Raw genomic sequence first — 19,899 nt, 5'->3', positions numbered from 1 at the left:
CTAAATACCACATTTACCGGCCCGTTGTCAAGTAGCTTCACTGAGCAGACACCGGCAGCCGGAGCAGTTCTCCGGCGCCGTTCTGCGGTCAGTGACGGATGGCGGGGATGATTCGCTCAGGCACCAAGCGGCTGCGGAATTGGCTCCATATGCCGCCCTGCCCGAAATTTCCGGCCGTGAACACGACAGTCATGTCGAGCTCCGGAACGACGATGAGCAGCTGACCGCCGTTGCCCGTGGCACCATATTCCCGATAACTATGACCGCCCGCATGCAGCCAGTCGAGATGCCACGCGAAGCCGTCGGCGCCTACGCCGTAGAAGTTAGGGAACTCGTCGGCGCTCAGACCGGTGGTCGCTGGGGTGATCGCTACGTGCTGCGACGTCGAGCTTGCGACCCACGCCGATGAGACGATGCGTTTACCGTTCCAGACGCCGCCATTCAAGTACAGCTGGCCGATCTTGAGCAGATCGCGAGGCCGCACGAAAGCGCCTCCGCCGAGGTATCCTTCGCCCGTCGGCATGAGGTTCCAGTAGTAGCGCCCGAAGTGGAGCGGCTGCGCGACAGTCCGGTCAAAATATTCCGGCAGCCATGTGTTCGTCGCTGTGGTGAGCGCCGCGCCCACGAGATTCATTCCGCCGGAGCAGTACGCATAGATCGCGCCAGGTTCGTGCGCCATCGGCAGATCGAGGGTATACTTCCACCAATCCGGCTGTGCCGTTTGGCCCTGCATTGCGTCCTCGCTGCCGGGCGAACGGTCGCTGTTGTCGTCACAGGCCAGACCGGAGGTGTGCGTCATGAGCTGTCCGATCGTGATCTCGTTCTTGCGCGCGTCCTGATGCGCGAACGGGCCCATGGCGGAGAGCAATGGGTAGATGTGCGTCTGCGCGCTCACACGAATGCCTTGCAACATCGCCGTCCCCAGCATGACCGCCGCAAAGGTCTTGCCTGCCGACCGCAAATCGTGCGGCTCATCGCGATCGAAGCCGAAGAAGTATTCCTCGAGCACGAGCTTGCCGTGCCTCGCCACGAGGAGAGAATGGATGAGGGCCGGGCGCCTAACGGAAGGATCGGACGCGGCCAACTGCTGCACGAGCTTCGCAAGCAGAGCTTCATCCATGCCCACGTCGCGCGCGCGGGCCGTCACCCATCCGTCGCCGATGTTCTGAGGCTCGCGGTAGCTGATCGGCGCTGAACCCGGCGGCCGCGGGTAAAATGCCGCTGCCTCTGCTTTCGAAAGCCGCTGTAACTGCAGCACGCTCGCCGCATCCGGCCAATAGATCTGAAGACGATCCGGCGCGCTGAGGAGATCAGCGCCAAGTCGGATCGGCGGCTGCGACGGATCGGGCTGTGCGGCGAAATGCACCACGCCGCCGGACTGTGTGACGCTGAACTGGCTCGCGCCGCCGCGAGAATTCATCTCGGGATTGCGAAATGCGCCGGTGAGCGAGCCATCGGCGTTGCGGAAGATCCTGAGATAAAGAGTGAAACGCCCATCGAGCGGACGTACGAAACCGCGCCAGACGTTAGAGGCCGAGCGCATGAGAACGACCGGAGACGCGAGCGCTTGGTTCGCGGCCGTCGCCGGTTGGCACCAGAAGCCGGCGATCGTCTTTCCATCCGGATTCACACGGCCGCGAAATTGACCCAGTCCGCTCGGGAATACAAATTGAATCCGATTGTCAGGCGAAGAAGCGGCCGCGCTCACGCCTGAGATGAGAGCTTTCCAATTCGCACCGGCGCGCGTCACCGTGAGCTCGCCGCGCAATGTCGGCATAGCAACGCTCGTGCTTCCCCAGATACCGACGAGCGAGACGCCCGCAGGCTGGGTTCGCGCCGCTTGGGGCGTTGCGCAGAGCGCGACGAACAGACAAAGACCGCTCAGTACGCGAGCCGAACGCGTGCTTTGAAGACGTGTCATCGAGCAAATCTTACGGCAGATCTGCAGAGGGTGCCTTTGCGAAGGCTACGACGCCTTCCGCGATTTTTCAGATTGCTTGGGCCGAGTCGTTCGAACGAGGTCGCCCGAGATACTCGGCGACCATCCACGTTGAGCCGGCGATGCCGAACGTCTCCACCGTTTCGGTCCAACTGAAAAAGTCATGGGGATTGGCGACAAGCGCCGGCGCCCAGACTATCAGCCCGAAACCGATGAGCATCGCAGTGGTCAATCCGGACGCGAGCCGCGCTTTCAACCCCGTGAGCAGCGCGACGGCGGCAAGCCCAAATGCGATGGTGGTCGCGATCGCCCAGAACATCTGTCCGGGCGGAATCCATTTCGGAACGAGACTTGCAGTGGGAGCAAGATAGAAAAGTTGTTCCAGCCCGAACGAGAGCACACAGAGGCCGAACGTGTAGTATCCGAACACCGTCAGTTTCGAATCGCGAGTCGCGGCGACCGGAGGGGAAATCGCGTAGAGGATTATAGCGCCCGCGACGAACGAGAATTGCTCGAAAAAGTTTCCGTAGCTATTGTAGACGAGCGGCTGCTTGATGATGAACGGTACCGTGAACAGTGCGAAGACGAAGTACATCGCACCGAGCACGATCGCGCCTGCCCGGGCCGTCCTCGGCCAAAGAACCGCTGCGCCTCCGAGTATCTCGATGATCGCCACGACGGAGGTGATGATCGTGTTGTGGGCAAGGTCGCCGGGCGCCTTGATTTGCAGCCAGTTGCTGATGTCATGCCAGACAAGGGCGCAGACGCCAAAGCCAATCGCCGCCACGCCATAGACGTAACGCCCCAGCGAATGTTTCATCATGGCCGCTTAGCGGTACACAGTTCAGATTCCTTAGCACGAACTGTCGAACTCAAGTCCGAAAGGAAGAAGATGGACATCAAGCGCGCAGGCTCGCAGCCTTCCGGTAAGGGACCGGCGGAATATTTCACTGGGACTGTCCGTATCGATCCACTTTTCGATAGGTCCGATCCGGCGCGCGTGAGCGGCGCGAGCGTCACGTTCGAGCCGGGCGCACGGACGGCGTGGCACACGCATCCGCTCGGGCAGACGCTGGTCGTGCTCGCCGGTTGCGGACGAGCGCAGCTTTGGGGCGGGCCCATCGAAGAAATTCGCCCAGGCGACGTCGTCGTGATCGCCCCAGGCGAGAAACATTGGCATGGTGCGGCTCATGCAACGGCTATGACGCATATCGCCATCCAAGAAAAGCTCGACGGCAAACAAGTCGAGTGGATGGAGAAGGTCAGCGACGAGCAGTATCAAGCAGCGATCGACTAGTCGAAACGGAGCGGCACCATGTTGAGCACTCGCAAACTCGGTTCAGAAGGCTTCACTGTTTCCGCGCTCGGCCTCGGATGCATGAGCATGAGCGCCTCCTACGGCAGCCCCGAGGAGCGAGACGAGCGCGAATCTGTTGCGACGCTTCATCGCGCGATCGAGCTCGGCGTGACACTCTTCGACACCGCGGAAGCGTACGGACCATATACCAACGAGGAGCTGATCGGTCGCGCACTGCACGGCCACCGAGATAAGGTCTTCATCGCCACGAAGTTCGGCTTCCGTTTCGGCGAGGAAGGTATCGTCGGCCAAGACAGCCGGCCAGAACATGTGCGCGAAGCCGTCGAAGGTTCATTGCGCCGGCTCGCCACGGATCGCATCGATCTTCTGTACCAACATCGCGTGGATCGCGCGGTTCCGATCGAGGAAACGGTCGGGGCGATGGCCGAGCTCGTGCGCGAAGGCAAGGTCCGCTTCCTCGGTCTATCGGAAGCCGGAGAGAACACGATCCGGCGCGCGCACGCCGTGCATCCGATAACCGCGCTGCAGAGCGAATACTCGCTGTGGGAGCGGAACCTCGAACCACGGATCATTCCGCTCTTGCGTGAATTGGGCATCGGCCTCGTGCCTTTTGCGCCGCTCGGCCGCGGTTTTCTCACGGGCTCGGCCAAGCGTGCGGAGGAGTTGGTCGACGGCGATTTCCGCCGCGACGACCCGCGCTACCAAGGCGCCAATTTCGACGCGAACATGCGAGCCGCGTCCACCGTGCGCGAACTTGCGGCGCGCAAGAACGCCACGCCCGCTCAGATCGCGCTCGCGTGGCTCCTGCATAAAGGCCCGGATATCGTTCCGATTCCGGGAACGAAGCGGCTACGTTACCTCGAGGAAAATGTCGCTGCGGAAACGGTGAAGATCACGTCTGAAGACATGACCGAACTTGAGACCGCGCTCTCGCCGGATAAGGTGGCCGGACCGCGATACAACGAGAGCCGCATGGCGCAGGTTGACCGCTAGTCCGGACAACTCGGCGCGACGACGCTCGGCGCGCTACTGCGGCTGCAGCACTCCGAACGCAGCGCCCTGCGGATCCTTTAATATGGCGAACGAAAGCATCTCTGGAACCACAGTCGTTCCCATCATCACTTTCGCGCCAAGGCGCTTGGCCTTGGCCACTGCCTTCGCGCAGTCAGCGACCTGAAAGTAGGTCACCCACGACGGAGGAAGGTTCTTCAGCGGGGTCGGCCACATGCCGCACTCGCGCGACTTGCCGATGACGAACATCGAGTACTTCATGCCGCCGGCTTCGGTGGTCGTCGTCTTCCATCCAAAAGTCTTCAAGTAGAATTTCGACGAGACGGCAGGCTTCGGCGTATTGAGATCTTGCCAACAGACCGTGCCGGGTTTGCCATCGATGCCGGCGCCCGGATTCTTGTCGGCTTGCCAGAGCGCGATCGCAGCGCCGGTCGGGTCGAGGAGAACGGCCATCTTGCCCATTTCCCCCATCTTCTCCGCGGGAACGATGACTTTTCCGCCCGCCGCTTTCGCCTTCTTGATCGTTGCGGCGATATTTCTTACGTTGACGTATGGAACCCACATGGGCGGCGCTTTCATCTTTTTCTGTTCGGCCGACATGGGATAAAAACCGCATACATCTTTGCCGCTCACGGTCGCGATCGTATACTTCCCGCCAGCGGGGGATGGATAATCGGTCAGCTTCCAACCGAGCAGGCCTTTGTAGAATTTTTTCGCGCCGGCAGTGCTTGTCGTTCCAAGATCGGTCCAGCAGATCTCGCCGGGCTTATAGTTCTTGACCGCAGCCATGTGAAGCTCTCCCTTTCACCTTCGAGCAAAACGCTCGGGGCACTTGACTCTGCCCAATGCACAATCCCTCCAGGGTCGAAGCCCCTTAAGCCGAATGGCCGCGGCGAGAAAGGACACGAAGCGTGTATCGAACCGTTTCGCCGGCAGACGCGTTGCAGCGGCTCATCGACGGCAATCGCAAGTATGCAGCCGATGTGGCGCCGGAAACCATGCACGCGCACGCTGTGAAGAGGCGGCATTTGATCGCCGAACAGCGACCGTTTGCGACGGTGCTCGGCTGCTCCGATTCGCGCGTGCCGATCGAGATCGTATTCAATCAAAGCCTCGGCGATCTGTTCGTCATCCGTGTCGCCGGCAACATCCTCAACGATCACGTCATCGGCTCGATCGAATACGCGGTCGAGACTTTCGGATGCTCGCTCGTGATGGTGCTAGGCCATTCGAACTGCGGCGCAGTCACCGCTGCGGTGGACGCGGTCGTGCATCAACGGACGGCCAAGTCCCGCATCGCGACGATCATCGACGCTATCCGGCCGAGCGTCGCGCGCGCGCAAGGCCGAGATGATCTGCTCCAAGCGGCGATCGAAGAAAACGTGCGCAGCGTGACGGCTGCTTTACAGCAGTCGGAGCCGATCGTCACCGCGGCGAGGTCCGAAGGCAGACTCGCGGTCGTCGGCGCGGAGTACCATCTTTCCACAGGTATCGTCTCCACGCTCTGCGGAGATCTCGTCGCCTAGCCGGTCACGCCTTCCTCGCGGTCCTGGCGATCGAGGTTCTCGATATACTCCGCCAACAGCCATGAATTCGCGGCATCGCGTTTGGCTTCGGGAATCGTCGCCTGCGCCCACGCGAGAACGGCAGCGTCGTCGGCGTTCGCGCTGAGCATCGCGTCGAATTGCGCAGGCTTCACGCCCCACTGCGCCATCATGCCGCGATCGATCGGACATGGATAGTAGTAATCGTGGAGCGTGCCGGCGGCCGACGCGCGGCCTTTGTCCGTCAGGCGGGCAAGCCAGTAGAATCCCCCGAGCGGCGTTCGCCCTCTGCGCGGGAATGTTCGTCCGTCGCGAAAGTCGGTCGACACGAGAGCCGTCTCCTATTGAAAGAGTGCGTTCATCTCGTCGTACGTCACGCCGCCCGGATGAGCGACCGCCTCGTCGCGCGATTCGTCGCGCATGAACGCGCGCGCCGCGGTGCGTGCAGCGCTCAGAGCGACTTCGGCAAGACGGCCACCCGCGCTCAAGCGGCGAACGCCGAGCTTATAGAGCGTATCCGTTGGCGCCAACCCCGGCCATACGAGCGCGTTCAGCGGCAGCGGGACCGACGAGGTTATCCGTTCGATCGCGCCGTTCTCGGTCAGAGCCGGTACGAAAAAACCGTCGGCGCCCGCATCTTGGAATCGCTTTCCTCGCTCGATCGTCTCGCGTACCGCATCCTCTCCGGCTGCGAGTTCGCGAAGATAGACGTCGGTACGCGCGTTGATGAAGATATCACCATGACCTGCGACAGCGCGCTTGATGGCGATGATCTTTTCGGCAGTCAGTTGTGGTCGATCGGCGCCGTCCTCGAGATTGATGCCTGCCACGCCGATCTCGCGCAGCTGCAAGACCGCGTCTGCGACGGCGCGCGGATCACTCGAATAACCGCTTTCGAAATCCACCGAGACGGGTGTGCCGCGCGCCACGCGACAGATCGCGCGAACGGCGAAGAGCATGCTGTCTTGCGGCAGCATATCGCCGTCCGGGTATCCGCATGACCAGGCGAGACCACAGCTCGTCGTGGCGATCGCCTGAGCGCCGGCGCTTTTGAACACGGCCGCCGAGGCCGCATCCCAAACATTGGGGATGACGAGAACACGGTCTTGGGCGTGCAGCGCCCGAAAGGCCGCGACGGAATCGGTCGAGTTCATCGCTCGTTCATTCTCCACGATCGCTTGTTTCGCGTCTCGGTTTGCGGCGCAGCGCACCGCGAACCTTCTGACGGTCAGCGGATTGCTCCAATCCGCCTTTCATCCCAAGTGCGGCAGTTTTGGCGTATAATGTCCATCATGCATGCTCGTCAATTTGCACCCATCACGCTTGCCGCCGTTCTGGCCGCCATTCAAGGCGGTGCCGCGCTCGCGCCGTCGTCCTCGGCATCGGCGGCGACCGACGCGGGCGGGATCCAAAAGATCAAGCATATCATCGTGATCATGCAAGAGAACCGCTCTTTCGATAGTTATTTCGGGACGTATCCCGGCGTCAACGGGATCCCGATGCGCAACGGGGTGCCGACCGTCTGTGTCACCGACCCGGCCAGAGGCAAATGCGTGGCGCCCTATCACGATTCAGCGGACATCAACTACGGCGGTCCGCACGGTCAGAAAGACGCCGTCGCCGACATCGATGGCGGACGGATGGACGGCTTCATCGACCGATCGGAACACGGCGACATCAAGTGCAAGGGCTTGAGTCACGATCCGCGTTGCCAAGGCGCGACGGTTCCGGACGTCATGGGCTACCACGATCGTCGCGAGCTGCCGAACTATTGGGACTATGCGGACAATTTTGTTCTGCAAGACGCGATGTTCGAGCCGAACGCGTCGTGGAGCTTGCCGGAACATCTGTTCATGGTCTCCGAGTGGTCGGCGCATTGCGCCGTGCCCGACGATCCTTCATCGTGCACGAACGCGTTGCAGAGTCCGGGCATGCCGCCGGACTTCGGACCGCCGCGGCTGCGCACGCATGCGCCGCCCAACTATGCGTGGACCGATCTCACGTACCTGCTGCACGCACACGGCGTGAGCTGGGCGTACTACATATTCGCGGGATCCGAGCCGGACACAGAAGATGATTCGCTGACCGGCCGGCAAGGCCGGCTCGGCGCGCGCACGCCCGGCATCTGGAACCCCCTGCCGTTTTTCACGACCGTCCGCCAAGATGGTCAGCTGAGCAACATCGAGAGCATCGACGAGTTCTACGCGGCGGCCAAGAACGGAACGCTTCCGTCGGTCGTGTGGATCTGCCCGAACAGCCGCGTGAGCGAACATCCGCCGGCAGCGGTCAGCGCGGGGCAACAGTATGTCACGGGCGTCATCAACGCAGTCATGCAAGGGCCGGATTGGAAATCGAGCGCCATCTTTCTGGCCTGGGATGATTGGGGCGGCTTCTACGACCACGTCAAGCCGCCGACCGTCGATCAGAACGGCTATGGGTTGCGCGTGCCGGCGCTCGTGATCAGCCCGTATGCGCGACGTGGCTATATCGACCACCAGACGCTCTCGTTCGACGCGTACGTCAAATTCATCGAGGACGATTTCCTTAGCAGCGAGCGCATCGACCCAAAGACCGATGGCCGTCCGGATCCTCGACCCGACGTGCGCGAGAACCAGCCGATCCTCGGTGACCTGCGCAACGATTTCGACTTCAGCCAGGAACCGCGCGCACCGCTCATCCTCGATCCGTCAAAGGCCTTGGTGAACTCGGGCGGCTAGCGCGCAAGAGCGATTCGCCGGCTGCCCGCGGAATGCACCGCGCTATGGCCGGACGTTTGGTTCTTTGCCCGACACCGCTCGGCAATCTGGAAGATATCACGCTGCGCGTCTTGCGGACGCTGCGTGAATGCGACGTGATCTTCGCGGAAGATACGCGCGTCAGCGCTGTGCTGCTGCGCGCGCACAACATCGACAAGCCGGTGCAGTCATTCCACGAACGCGTGGCGGCACGCAGGATCGATGCGCTCCGTACACTGCTGGCTGCAGGGAAGACCGTGGCCATGGTGAGCGATGCCGGCATGCCCGGCATCTCCGATCCGGGCATCGAGATGATCCGCGCCGCGCGCGCGGCGGGTGCCGCAATTGAAGTGCTTCCCGGTCCAAGCGCGGTCCCGAGCGCGGTTGTCCTCTCGGGGTTTGACGCGTCGCGTTTCCGCTTCGACGGTTTCCCGCCGCGCAAGCCGGGACCGCGTGCCGCCTACCTCGCCGGCCTCGTTCGAGAGCCCGCATGCACGGTGCTGTACGAAGCGCCCGTCCGCATGCGCGCGCTGCTCGACGATATCGAGCGCGAACTGGGCGACCGGCGGATATTCGTCCTTCGCGAATACACCAAAAAATTCGAGCAGCAAGTGCTCGGCAGCGCAGCCGAAGCTCGCGCAGCGATCTCGTGGCCGGCGCGCGGCGAGTTCACGGTTGTGATCGAAGGCGCGCCGAACGACGCGCCATCCGCGGAAATATCGCCCGCGATACGGTCGGCGGTGCGCGCGCTTCTCGCCGGCGGCGCGAGCGTGAGCGCGGTCGCTCGAGCGCTGCACGGCATCACGAGCGTTTCGAAACGCGCACTGTACGAGCTCGCGCAGGAAGAAGCAGATCGCGAATAGGGTGGGCCGACTGACGTCGGCCCCTTCGAATAGCATCGCGCCGACGCGGCAGGGGTTTTGGCGTCTCCGAACGCACATGAGCGGATATGGCCAAGGATACTTTTTACCTCACGACGCCGCTGTACTATACGAACAGCACACCGCATATCGGCCACGCGTACAGCACGATCGCCGCAGACGTGCTGGCGCGGTACCATCGCGTCGCCGGGAAGGGCAAATCGCATTTCCTGACCGGCACGGATGAGCACGGGCAGCGCATCGCCGACGTCGCGGCGGCGGCGGGCATGACGCCCAAAGCGTTCTGCGATCAGATCGTCGAGCGCTGGAAACAGCAGTGGCGGGATATCGATATCTCGTACGACCAATTCATCCGCACGACCGATCCGGATCACGAAAAGGCCGTCCAGCGCATCTTCACGATGCTGCGCGAGAAAGGCGACATCGTGCCCGGGCGCTACGAAGGTTGGTATTGCCGCAACGATGAGACGTTCTGGCCGGAGAGCAAACTCATCGACGGCCGCTGTCCGAATCCCGAGTGCAGGCGAGAAGTGGAGTGGGTTTCCGAAGACGCGCTGTTCTTCAAGCTCTCGGCGTACCGCGATCGCCTGATCGCGCACTTCCGCGACAATCCTGGTTGGGTGCGCCCGCAAAGCGCATATAATGAGATGTTCTCGCTCCTCGAAGGCGGCTTGGAAGATCTCTGCGTGTCGCGCGCGACGGTTGGTTGGGGTGTGCCTCTGCCGGGCGGCGGCGGAACGATCTATGTCTGGGTAGATGCGATCTGCAACTATATCACCGCTGCCGGCTACCCGCTCGATCTCGATCGGTTCTCGCATCTCTGGCCGGCCGACGTGCATCTCATCGGCAAAGAGATCCTCCGCTTCCACACGATCATCTGGCCGGCACTGCTCATGGCGCTCGAACTTCCGCTGCCCGCGCTCGTCTTCGCCAACGGCTGGATCACAATGGAAGGCGAGAAGATGAGCAAGAGCAAGGGCACCGTGGTCCGGCCCGCCGACCTGATCGCGCAGTTCGGCGTCGACGCTATGCGCTACGTCCTCTTCGCGCAAGCGACGTTCGGATCCGACTTCGGATTCAGCGAAGAGCAGACGCTGCGGCGCTACAATGCGGACCTCGCAAACGACCTCGGCAATCTCGTGCAGCGGACGCTTTCGATGCTAGCACGCTACCGCGATGGCGTCGTGCCCGAATCGCACGTCAACGATTCGTTGTCTGCGGCCTTCGACGACGCGCGGGCGGCGTACGAAGACGCTCTCGCTCGCGTGGATTTCCGGGGCGCGCTGAGTAGCGCTTGGGAGCGGGTGCGCGCGCTTAACCTGTACGTGGAACAGACGAAGCCGTGGGAGTTGGCGAAAAAAGCAGACCGGGCTGAGCTCGACCGGGTCCTGTACGATCTATGCGAAGGGTTGCGCTGGATCGCGGCATTCGTGTATCCGTTCATGCCGACGAGCGCCGACGTCATGTGGTCCTCGCTCGGCCTGACGGGCGTTCCGGGTGCGCCGTGGACCGATACGCTCCGCTGGGGCGCGCTTCCCACGGGTTCGCATACGACGGTGCCTCCTGCGCTCTTCCCTCGGGTTGAAGCCGCCGCTGCCGCGTCGTGACGCTCGATCTCGTCGACACGCACGCGCACCTCGATGGCGAAGCGTTTGTCGAAGATCTTGACGCCGTGCTCGACCGGGCCATGCAAGCCGGAGTGCGCCGCATCGTCTCCGCCGGACAGGACGAGGCGACGAGCGCCGCGACGATCGCTCTTGCCGCGGCTCACCCAGCGCTTGCGCCGGCCGTCGGCGTTCATCCGCACGAAGCCAAGAACGCGGGCGATCTCACGTGGCTTGCGGCAGCGGCACAGAATCCGGCCGTGGTCGCCGTCGGCGAAATGGGTCTCGATTATCACTACGATTTCTCCGAGCGTTCGATTCAGCGCGATGTGTTCGCGCGCCAGCTCGATCTCGCTGCGCGGCTCGATCTGCCGGCCATCATCCACTGCCGCGAGGCGGAAGACGACGTCGCCCTGCTGCTGCGCGAACACTTCGATCGCAGCCGCCGCGCCGTGATCCACTGTTGGACGGGCGATTGGACGAGTGCCAAGGCGTTTATCGATGAATTCGACGTGTATCTGGGCATCGGCGGCGCTGCCACGTTCAAGAACGCCCTGCAACTGCACGACACCATCGCGCGCGCGCCGCTCGATCGCCTCGTGCTGGAAACCGATTGCCCGTACATGACGCCGACGCCGTTTCGCGGCAAGCGCAACGAGCCGGCGCATCTCGCGTTGACCTGTAGCAGAGTGGCAGAACTGCGCGGCTCGAGTGAAGCCGAGATCGCCGCCGCCACGACCGCGAATGCAGCGCGCCTCTTCCCCCGATTATCGCCGCCCTAGTAGCGCAAGCATCGCGTAAGAACCGACCGAAAGGGTAAGAACGGACCGAAGGGGCCGACGCCAGTCGGCCCGCGCCTCAATGCATTCCGAGGTAGGCTCCCGTCAGCGTAGCTGGGCGGTGGCTTACGTTTATGTCCCAGAGCGATTTGACATCGGCGACAGTCTCGCGTACTTCATAACCCGCCATCATGCTATCGCCGTAGGCGCCCCAATCGGGCGTTCCCACGCCGACCGCGTCGATGCCGAGCATCGTGCAGTCATACACCGCGCGCGGCAGATGATAGCGCTGCGTCACGAGTATCGCCGAAGTCACACCGAATATCGCGTGTGCGCGATAGCAGCTGTCATACGTGTCGAATCCCGCGTAGTCGAGCGTGATCGCGGATCCCGGAACACCGCGTTCAACCGCGTACTTGAACATCGCGCCGACTTCATTATATTCCGGCCGGCTATTGTCACCGGAAAATAACAGTTCCATAACTTTTCCCGCGCGATAGAGTTCCACCGCCGCATCGACCCGGTCCGCCAACATCGGTGTCGGCGAACCATCGGGAAGCAATCCGGCGCCGAAGACGAGAGCTACGTGGCGCGCGGGCACGGTTGCAATGACGACGTAGCGGCGCTGCGACGTAACCGCCGAGATATAGAGCCGCGCGCACAGCGGCGCGATGCAAGCGAGCGATACAAAAGCCGCGAGAACCCAGACTAGACGGATGTTACGAACTGTGCGAACTCGACGTGTTATCCGCATGTCGGCGCACGCTTCCACCTCGCGCGCGGGCGCACCCGCGAGAAAAAACCCAGGCGGACCATAAAGGTCCGCCCTACACAGGGGACGAGGAGGACCAGAGCGCGTCGAAATTCGCGCGCAATCGGGCGGCGCCGATTCCGAAGTCGCCGGCGGGCGCTACCACGCCGATCTCTCGGCCCTCGTCGAGCCCGTTGCGCGTGAGGTTGGCTGAGCCGATGTAGATGCGATCGCCATCGTCGACGTATTTCTCGTGCATGTACGCGTCGACCGGCGCGCGTACGGCGATGCCGGCGCCATTGAGCCGGCAAACGGTTCTCCGTTCTTCGCGGCTGAGCGCGCCTCGTTCATTGATCAGCACGCGATCGTGACGGCCTGCGGCGCGGCGGGCGATCAACGCTTCCACAACACTTTCGTCGGAGAGATCTTCCGATGCGATGCGCAAGTCGGAAGATGAACTGAGGAGCGTTGCGATGGAAGCGCGCAGAGACGAGCCAGGACCAGCCGCGATTCTTTCGTCGGGCAATGCCGGATCGGGGAAACCGGCGATCGCGGCGGAAAGCGCGCGAACGTCGTCCGGCCGATGATCGACCACGCACACTTCGCCGGGTGAGTCGAAGCCGGAACGCGTAACATTGGCAGTGGTGATGATCGCCGTGCGTCCGTCGACGACTGCGGCTTTTGCATGCAGGACGGCATGCGAAGTGAACGCGTGGCGATGGTGCTCGGTGCGGACATCGACGGCGACGCCGCGCGCTCGCGCGCGGGCAAGAGCTGCTCTGACGGCGCCATCTTTCAGGTCGTAGAATTCTGCGCAGATCGATTTCGTGGCGTGGTCGAACGCTTGGCAGATGACGACACGCGCGGCAGGTCCGAAGCAGACGGCAAGATCGCTCATGCCTCATCCTCACCGCTCCCTCCATGCGAGTCTAGTTGACCGGCGCGAAGCCGTTCCCAGGAATCGTTTTCCGGCCATCCGAAGCGCGAAACACATGGACAAAGGCGGCGTCGTGCGCGAGATGTTCGATCGCATCGCGCGGCGATACGATCTCACCAACTCCGTGATGACCGCGGGTATCGATGCATCGTGGCGCCGCAAGGCGATCGACATGCTCGCGCCCGCGAACGATGCGCGCCTTCTCGACCTCTGCTGCGGCACCGGCGTGATGACGCGCGATCTCGCACGGCGCGTCCCAAATGGCCGTGTCACCGGCGTGGATTTCAGCCCCGTTATGCTCGAGGTCGCCCGAGCAAAGAACGCGGCGCCGAACATTGAGTTCGTTCAGGCAGATGCGCTGCGTCTGCCGTTCGAGGACGCGAGTTTTAGCGGCGCGACGATGGGTTTTTCCATGCGAAATCTCGTTGACGTCGCCGCTGGTCTCCGAGAGATCTGGCGCGTCCTTCGACCAGGGGCGTCGTTCGTCAACCTCGAGATCTCAAAACCGCCGAATCCGTTGTGGCGGAAAATGTTCTATCTTCACTTCTACGGCGTCGTGCCGCTGCTCGGCCGGATCGTCGGCGGCGATGCGGCTGCGTATCGCTATCTCCCGCAGTCGCTCGTCAACTTTCCCGACGCGGATAGGCTGGCCGGCATTTTCGCAGCTGCCGGTTTTGAACATGCGCGCTACGTCCGGCTCCTCGGCGGCATCGTGACGATCCATTCCGGAACGCGGCCGTCGACCGCGGTGACGGCGGACAGCGGCCGGCTCGAGCAGGCGGGTGTCGCGTGATCACGAGTTCGCCGCAGTCCGCGATTCAATCCGTCGTCGAAGAATTCGTCCGCGAAGAACTGTCGGCCGAGAACGCGCACATCGCCGGTGCGGTCTGGAACATGTTGGATGCCGGCGGAAAGCGGCTGCGGCCGCGGATCACGATGCTCGCGGCGCGCGCGTGCGTCGCCGCTGCCACCGAAGACCCGGTCCTCGCGTCGTACATGGAGCTCATCCACGTCGCCACGCTCATCCACGACGACGTGCTGGACAACGCCGACATCCGCCGCGGCCGCGAATCCACAAACCACGCCCTCGGCAATCGTTTCTCTGTCCTCGCCGGGGATTATCTCTTCTCATGGGTCTTCAAGAAGGTGACCCAAGGTTACCAAAATCCGGTCCCGACGATACTCGCTGCGATGCTCGCCGAGATCTGCAACGGCGAGGTGAAGCAGCTGCGGGCCGCCGGCAATCCGGATCTCGCACCCGACGTATATTTCGATATCATAGGAAAGAAGACGGCGGAGCTGTTCGCTGCATGTGCCGAATGCGGCGCGATCGCTGCGTTGCTCCAGACAGGCTCGACCGCAGGTCCGCAACTGCGCGAGTCGCCCGCGGTGCAAACGCTTCGCGAATTCGGACGGTCGTTCGGCATGGCGTTCCAGATCCGCGACGACATATTGGATTATACCGCGACGGAGGCGGAACTCGGTAAGCCGGCCGGCTCCGACCTTCGCGAAAAGAAGATGACGCTGCCATTGATCTACGCGCTTGGCGGCGGTCAAAGCGCGCTTCGGCCGGCAATCGCAGAGCTCTTCGCGTTTGACGATCCCGACACAGTTGAAGCGGTCGCACAGCGTCACCGCACGATCGACCTCGTGCGCACGAGCGGCGGCATCGAACGGGCAGCCGCCAAAGCCGCCGAGTTCGCCGCGCATGCCGAGTCTGCTCTCGGTCGTCTTCCGGCCACGCCCGGGCGCGACGAACTGCAGCGCATCACGCGCGGTTTTACGGGATTTTCATCGGTCTAAAGCAGGGCGCGAGCGGAGTTGCCGCAATAGGTACAGAGACCTAAACGGCCGCCTGCGCCGGATAAGGAGCCAACGCTCGATGATACCGGTTTTCGCCATCCTTGACACGCCCATCATTCTCGCGATCGTCGGTGTGGTCGTGCTGCTTTTCGGCGCGGACCGACTCCCGAAACTCGCGCGTTCGATGGGCCTTGCGAAGAAAGAATTCGATACCGCACTCCATCCGACGGCAAGCGTGGCCGAACCGCAGCCTCCGGCAGAACCGCCGCCGCTACCGCCGCCGCCGCAAACCCCGACCGCCCCGCATCAGAACCCGCCTCCAGGCCAGACGTAAGCGGGTCAGTTGCCCGACGACGTTCGCGACGACGATGTAGAGATGACGTTCACGCAGCACCTCGCGGAGCTGCGTAACCGTCTGCTCATCTCGATCGCCGCCGTGGTGGTCGTCTCAGCCGCAGCGTTCCCATTGATGCCGCGGCTGTTGGCATGGGTGCAGATCCACTTCCTCAACGGCATCCAACTGCACGTCTTCTCACCCGCCGAGGTGATCACCGTCGAGATTAAACTCTCGTTGCTGAGCGGTATCGTCATCGGCATGCCCATCGTTCTCTATCAGGCGTATGCGTTCGTCGCGCCGGCGCTGGACAAACGCGTGCGCAAGAAGATCGGCTGGTATGTGATCCCATCCTTCGCGATGTCCGCAGCCGGCATTGCGTTCTGCGGTTTTATCATCTTGCCGTTCGTGCTGCACGCGCTCTTCGGTCTGACGCAGTCGGCAGGTCTCGTCGGGACGTATCAGCTCGATCCGACCATCGGCTTCGTCGCGATCTTGCTCGCGATCTTCGCCGTGATGTTCCAGCTGCCGATCGTGCTGTCGATCCTCGCGAGCGTGGGCTTGGTCAACGCGAAGATGCTGGCAGATAAATGGCGCCACGCGACCGTGGTCATCTGCGTGCTGGCCGGCGTGGCGGCGCCCGACGGCAACCCGCTGACGATGGCGCTGCTGGCGCTGCCGCTGGTCGGCCTCTATCTCGCGAGCATCGTCGTCGTGCGCCTCACTCAGCCGAAAATCGCAGCGGCGTGAACAGGCGGTCTAGGTATGCGCGAAAACGCACAAGAAGCGCGCGCACGAAGACATGAGCACGACAGTTCGCGGCCGCCCACAAAAACCGATCGTCGACGAGATCCTCGACGTCTTGAGCAACGTGCTCTTCCCAGTCGGAGTTTTCTGCGTCTGGGCGGCGGCGACGACCATCGGCACGATCATAGACCAGAATCAGACGGCCGACCACTACTACGCCGAGTACCCGGCGCCGGTCGCCAATCTCATCGTGCGCCTGCATCTAGACGGCGTCTTCCACTCCGTGCCGTACATCGCTCTCGTCGTGCTGCTGCTCATCTCGATGACGGTGTGCACGTTCCGCCGCGTCATTCCGAAGCGATTCCCGCCGGATCGCGCGGTACCGATCGATCATTTCGCGCTCCACGCGAGCTTCTCGACATCTCAGCCACGAGAAGATGCGGCGCGCGCGTCGGATTCGTACCTGCGCAAGCGCGGTTTCGTCATCCGCACGCAAGAGATCGACGGTGCGCACTGGACGTTCGCGCACTCGAGGAAATGGGCGCGATACGGCGTTTTGATCGCACACCTCGGCTTCGTCGTGCTCTGCCTCGGCGTGTTCCTCGGCTGGCGCTACGGATATCGCGGCGCGATTCAGGTCTTCGAAGGTCAGACGCTTGCGATCGAGCACACGCCGGTTCAGCTCACGCTCGATAAGTTCACCGCCGAATTCGAGCCGGTCCGCACACCGACCGGTGTTCTCTATCAAGCATCGAAATTTGAATCCGACGTGACGGTGGCCGGCCCCAACGACCACGCGGCGCCGAAGATCATCGTGAATCATCCGTACGTCACAAGCGGCGGCGTCTATATCTACCAAGCGTCGTATGGCTTTGCAGGCCGCATGGCCGTGACGCATAACGGACGAGCGGTCGCTTTGGACGGTACGCAGCGGCTCATGCCGCAAGATGAACTGCTCTTCCCCGGCACGAGCCGCGGGTTCCAGTATATGACCATGGCCGGCCCGAGCGACCCCTCGCAGGTTCCACCCGGCGCGCCGCTGCCGGCACACGATGAATATATCTTCTGGGCATTTCACGATAACATCCCCACGACCGACAAGCCGATCTTCTTGCCCGTGGGGAAGAGCGTCGATGTCGGCGATGGTTACCGTCTGACCGCGCTCTCGCCGATCGCGTGGTCCGGTCTCACGTATAGAAGCGATCCGGGAGAATCGTTCGTCGGCGCCGGCGTCGCGATACTCATCGCGGGATTCGTGATCTCATTGTTCTTTCTGCCGGTCAAGTTATATGCTCGCATCCGCGACGGTGTGCCGGGCACGCTAGCGGACGTCGCCGTCACGACCACGAAGGGGAACGCGATGTATGAAGACGAGTTCGCCGACCTCGTCGCGGGTTGGCGCTCAGTGCTCTCGGCTGACGCGCCGACCCTGACGGCACATGCGCAGCCCGGCGTGAAAGCGGTGAACGCAAATGTCTGACGGGGGCGCATACTCTCAGTACAATTCAAACGCCGCGGCTGCGCTGAGCGCGCACTCGCTGCAATACATGGAGTGGTACCTCGCGGCCGTCATCATCTACGTGTTCGCGTTCGCGATCTTCGTCGGTTGGCTGTTCTTCCGCAATCGAGCCGTGCTGATCGGCGGCGTCGCGCTCGCAAGCGTGGGCGCCCTGTGCCAAGTCGTCAGCTTGAGTCTCCGCTGGTTTTACAGCGGCCACGTGCCGTGGAACGATCTCTACGGGTCGCTCTCCGTGGTGGTGCTCTGGACGGTCGTGCTCTTTCTGATCTTCGGCGCGCGTTTTTCGATATGGTATGCAGGCCCGATCGTCTTCGCAGTCGCCGACGCGCTGCTCGCATACGCGAGCGGCTGGAACAAGGGTCTCGAACCGCTCGTCCCTTCGCTCAAGTCGTATTGGATCGTCTACCACGTTCCGATCGTGCTCGCCGCGTACGCAGCGTTCTTGATCTCGTTCGCGACCAGCGTCCTCTACTTATACAAGAGGCGCGCTGAGCGAGCCGGCACCACGCCGCGCTGGCTGGCCGACGTTCCGCCATCTGCGAAATTGGACGTCGTGACCTATCGCGTGGTCGCGGTCGGCGAGATACTGCTCACGATCGGCATCGTGCTTGGCGCGCTCTGGGCGCACGACGCGTGGGGCTCGTATTGGCAGTGGGATCCGAAGGAGACCGCAGCGCTGGCGTCATGGCTCGTCTATGCGGCGTACCTGCACATGCACACGCGCCCGTCTTGGCAGGGGTTCAACTCAGCGGTCACGTCGATCGTGGGCTTTGCCAGCATCTTGTTCTGCTATTTCGGCGTCAACATCTGGATCAGCGGCCTGCACTCCTATAAGTGATCAGCGCAGCGCATCCACCGCGATCACGAGATGGTTCCAGATGGCGGCAGCCGGATCGTTGTTGTCCGTGCGATTCGTCAACACCGTGACCGTCATGCGACGCGAGAAATCGTAGAACGTCTCTGTCGTGAATCCTGAGTAGAACCCGTCGTGGCCTTGCCACGTGTGGCCGTCGAAGCGCAAGCGCAGGGTGCCGAGCCCGTACGAACCGTCGGGACCGGCCCGCAGCATCTGCGCAAGCGTGGCGGCCCGTAAAATCCTTCCTCCGTATAGCGCGTCAGTGAACCGAGCAACGCCCGCCGCGCTGGCCACGATGCCGCCGTCCGTCCATACCGGTCCCCAGTCGCCCGTCGGAACGCCGAGGTCGCGGGCGCCGCTGAACGTGTCGAGGAGCTTATTGTTCTCGACGTCGTACCCGTGCGCGATGCGCGGCGCGAAGCGCGCGAGCCGGGCAAAATCCGCGTCGCCTTCTAGTGCAAGCGGCTTCGCGATCAGCCGATCGAACAGCACGTCGACGGTCGTGCCGCCGGCGTGTTCGAGCACCGCGCCCAACATGACGTAGTTCGTGTTCGAATATTCGAATTTGGAACCGGGTTTGAAATGCACCGGCTTGACGCGGCGCAGCACGATGTCCCTGCGCCAGTGAAAGTTCGGATCGTTGAGCATGCGGATGATGTCTGGATATCCTTCGACGTCATCGTAACCGCTCGTGTGGCCAAGCAGTTCGCGGATCGTGACTCTGTCCGTGCTCGGGATGTACGACGGCACGTAGGCTTCGATCGGGTCGTCAAGTCTGAGATCGCCTCTTTCGTAGAGCCGGAGGACCATCGTGGAGACGAACATCTTCGTCACGCTTGCCAGCGAATAGAGCGTTCCCGCCACGATGGGCTGACGGCGGCCCGAATCGGCGTATCCGCTTTGACCTTGCCAGACGACGTGCCCGTCGACCATCACGGCCGCACTCACTCCTGGCGTGCCGGTTTTGCGCCGGCTCTCGTCGAGCACCGCTTGCAGCTTGTCCGACGCCGCTCGATCGATCGTCGGCGCCCCTGCGGCTCGCGCGGATGCCTGTGCGTGCAGCACACATGCGACGGCTGATGCAGCGGCGAGAAGCCAAAGGCTTGACGGGAGCCGGCGAACGTTCATGAGCGTCGTTCCT

Annotated in this window: 21 protein-coding genes; 13 read left to right on the top strand and 8 right to left on the bottom strand. The window is 62.8% G+C overall.

All coding sequences use genetic code 11. The features are described 5' to 3' along the window. Positions 1 to 88: 88 nt before the first annotated feature. Together VKT51_10830 and VKT51_10825 are read right to left on the bottom strand one after the other, a co-directional pair. On the bottom strand, positions 89 to 1,921 hold the full coding sequence (locus VKT51_10830) for a serine hydrolase (GenBank protein ID HLJ84657.1): 1,833 nt from the start codon (positions 1,919 to 1,921) through the stop codon (positions 89 to 91). Positions 1,922 to 1,988: 67 nt separating this feature from the next. After that, positions 1,989 to 2,759 (bottom strand): hypothetical protein, encoded by a 771-nt coding sequence (locus VKT51_10825; GenBank protein ID HLJ84656.1) that lies wholly within the window; start codon positions 2,757 to 2,759, stop codon positions 1,989 to 1,991. Positions 2,760 to 2,831: 72 nt separating this feature from the next. On the opposite strand from VKT51_10825, the gene VKT51_10820 reads away from it, so the two are divergent. Next, entirely contained in the window at positions 2,832 to 3,236 is a 405-nt protein-coding gene (locus VKT51_10820) for a cupin domain-containing protein (GenBank protein HLJ84655.1), read from the top strand. An 18-nt stretch (positions 3,237 to 3,254) separates the two neighbouring features. Then, positions 3,255 to 4,250 carry an aldo/keto reductase gene (locus tag VKT51_10815; protein ID HLJ84654.1) on the top strand — a complete coding sequence of 332 codons (996 nt, stop codon included), beginning with the start codon at positions 3,255 to 3,257 and terminating at the stop codon, positions 4,248 to 4,250. A 33-nt stretch (positions 4,251 to 4,283) separates the two neighbouring features. On the opposite strand, the gene VKT51_10810 is transcribed toward VKT51_10815, so the two are convergent. Continuing rightward, complete coding sequence (locus VKT51_10810) at positions 4,284 to 5,057, bottom strand: VOC family protein (GenBank protein ID HLJ84653.1); 774 nt, start codon at positions 5,055 to 5,057, stop codon at positions 4,284 to 4,286. 122 nt (positions 5,058 to 5,179) lie between these two features. Here VKT51_10810 and VKT51_10805 point away from each other — a divergent pair, with 122 nt between their 5' ends. Continuing rightward, on the top strand, positions 5,180 to 5,794 hold the full coding sequence (locus tag VKT51_10805; protein ID HLJ84652.1) for a carbonic anhydrase: 615 nt from the start codon (positions 5,180 to 5,182) through the stop codon (positions 5,792 to 5,794). On the opposite strand, the gene VKT51_10800 is transcribed toward VKT51_10805, so the two are convergent. Next, on the bottom strand, positions 5,791 to 6,141 hold the full coding sequence (locus VKT51_10800) for a DUF5069 domain-containing protein (protein ID HLJ84651.1): 351 nt from the start codon (positions 6,139 to 6,141) through the stop codon (positions 5,791 to 5,793). The two genes, VKT51_10805 and VKT51_10800, sit on opposite strands and share 4 nt — an antisense overlap. 12 nt (positions 6,142 to 6,153) lie before the next feature. Then, positions 6,154 to 6,966, bottom strand: coding sequence for an isocitrate lyase/phosphoenolpyruvate mutase family protein (locus tag VKT51_10795; GenBank protein HLJ84650.1), 813 nt, complete (start codon positions 6,964 to 6,966; stop codon positions 6,154 to 6,156). A gap of 138 nt (positions 6,967 to 7,104) precedes the next feature. Between VKT51_10795 and VKT51_10790 the strand changes: the two genes are divergently transcribed. The 4 genes from VKT51_10790 (at position 7,105) to VKT51_10775 (ending at position 11,814) form a co-directional block, all read left to right on the top strand. Next, positions 7,105 to 8,529, top strand: coding sequence for an alkaline phosphatase family protein (locus VKT51_10790; GenBank protein ID HLJ84649.1), 1,425 nt, complete (start codon positions 7,105 to 7,107; stop codon positions 8,527 to 8,529). Between the two features lie 44 nt (positions 8,530 to 8,573). Continuing rightward, positions 8,574 to 9,410 (top strand): 16S rRNA (cytidine(1402)-2'-O)-methyltransferase, encoded by an 837-nt coding sequence (rsmI, locus tag VKT51_10785; protein ID HLJ84648.1) that lies wholly within the window; start codon positions 8,574 to 8,576, stop codon positions 9,408 to 9,410. 86 nt (positions 9,411 to 9,496) lie between these two features. Then, positions 9,497 to 11,035 (top strand): methionine--tRNA ligase, encoded by a 1,539-nt coding sequence (gene metG, locus VKT51_10780; GenBank protein ID HLJ84647.1) that lies wholly within the window; start codon positions 9,497 to 9,499, stop codon positions 11,033 to 11,035. Further along, complete coding sequence (locus VKT51_10775) at positions 11,032 to 11,814, top strand: TatD family hydrolase (protein HLJ84646.1); 783 nt, start codon at positions 11,032 to 11,034, stop codon at positions 11,812 to 11,814. Before metG ends, VKT51_10775 begins: the two co-directional genes overlap by 4 nt. Before the next feature lie 76 nt (positions 11,815 to 11,890). Here the strand turns inward: VKT51_10775 and VKT51_10770 are convergent, their stop codons facing one another. Continuing rightward, positions 11,891 to 12,565 (bottom strand): ElyC/SanA/YdcF family protein, encoded by a 675-nt coding sequence (locus tag VKT51_10770; GenBank protein ID HLJ84645.1) that lies wholly within the window; start codon positions 12,563 to 12,565, stop codon positions 11,891 to 11,893. Between the two features lie 73 nt (positions 12,566 to 12,638). Then, a complete protein-coding gene (locus VKT51_10765; GenBank protein ID HLJ84644.1) occupies positions 12,639 to 13,460 on the bottom strand; it encodes a phospholipase D-like domain-containing protein in 822 nt (273 codons plus the stop codon). Between the two features lie 94 nt (positions 13,461 to 13,554). Between VKT51_10765 and ubiE the strand changes: the two genes are divergently transcribed. The 6 genes from ubiE (at position 13,555) to ccsB (ending at position 18,740) form a co-directional block, all read left to right on the top strand. Then, positions 13,555 to 14,292: a bifunctional demethylmenaquinone methyltransferase/2-methoxy-6-polyprenyl-1,4-benzoquinol methylase UbiE gene (gene ubiE / locus VKT51_10760; protein HLJ84643.1), complete on the top strand. Its 738-nt coding sequence runs from the start codon at positions 13,555 to 13,557 to the stop codon at positions 14,290 to 14,292. Continuing rightward, positions 14,289 to 15,302 (top strand): polyprenyl synthetase family protein, encoded by a 1,014-nt coding sequence (locus tag VKT51_10755; protein ID HLJ84642.1) that lies wholly within the window; start codon positions 14,289 to 14,291, stop codon positions 15,300 to 15,302. The genes ubiE and VKT51_10755 overlap by 4 nt, the downstream gene beginning before the upstream one ends. Before the next feature lie 79 nt (positions 15,303 to 15,381). Next, positions 15,382 to 15,636: a twin-arginine translocase TatA/TatE family subunit gene (locus VKT51_10750; protein ID HLJ84641.1), complete on the top strand. Its 255-nt coding sequence runs from the start codon at positions 15,382 to 15,384 to the stop codon at positions 15,634 to 15,636. A 9-nt stretch (positions 15,637 to 15,645) separates the two neighbouring features. Next, positions 15,646 to 16,386 (top strand): twin-arginine translocase subunit TatC, encoded by a 741-nt coding sequence (tatC, locus tag VKT51_10745; protein ID HLJ84640.1) that lies wholly within the window; start codon positions 15,646 to 15,648, stop codon positions 16,384 to 16,386. 52 nt (positions 16,387 to 16,438) lie between these two features. Continuing rightward, the gene (locus VKT51_10740) at positions 16,439 to 17,863 is read left to right on the top strand and encodes a cytochrome c biogenesis protein ResB (GenBank protein HLJ84639.1); all 1,425 of its coding nucleotides are present in this window, start codon (positions 16,439 to 16,441) and stop codon (positions 17,861 to 17,863) included. Continuing rightward, entirely contained in the window at positions 17,856 to 18,740 is an 885-nt protein-coding gene (ccsB, locus tag VKT51_10735) for a c-type cytochrome biogenesis protein CcsB (protein ID HLJ84638.1), read from the top strand. Before VKT51_10740 ends, ccsB begins: the two co-directional genes overlap by 8 nt. Here ccsB and VKT51_10730 read toward each other — a convergent pair whose 3' ends face one another. After that, the gene (locus VKT51_10730) at positions 18,741 to 19,886 is read right to left on the bottom strand and encodes a serine hydrolase domain-containing protein (GenBank protein ID HLJ84637.1); all 1,146 of its coding nucleotides are present in this window, start codon (positions 19,884 to 19,886) and stop codon (positions 18,741 to 18,743) included. Positions 19,887 to 19,899 lie beyond the last annotated feature (13 nt).

The sequence above is a fragment of the Candidatus Eremiobacteraceae bacterium genome (assembly GCA_035295225.1).
Lineage (GTDB): Bacteria > Vulcanimicrobiota > Vulcanimicrobiia > Eremiobacterales > Eremiobacteraceae > JABCYQ01.
The sequence above is the reverse complement of the archived record's forward strand: the minus strand, read 5'-3'. Positions and strand labels throughout refer to the sequence as shown.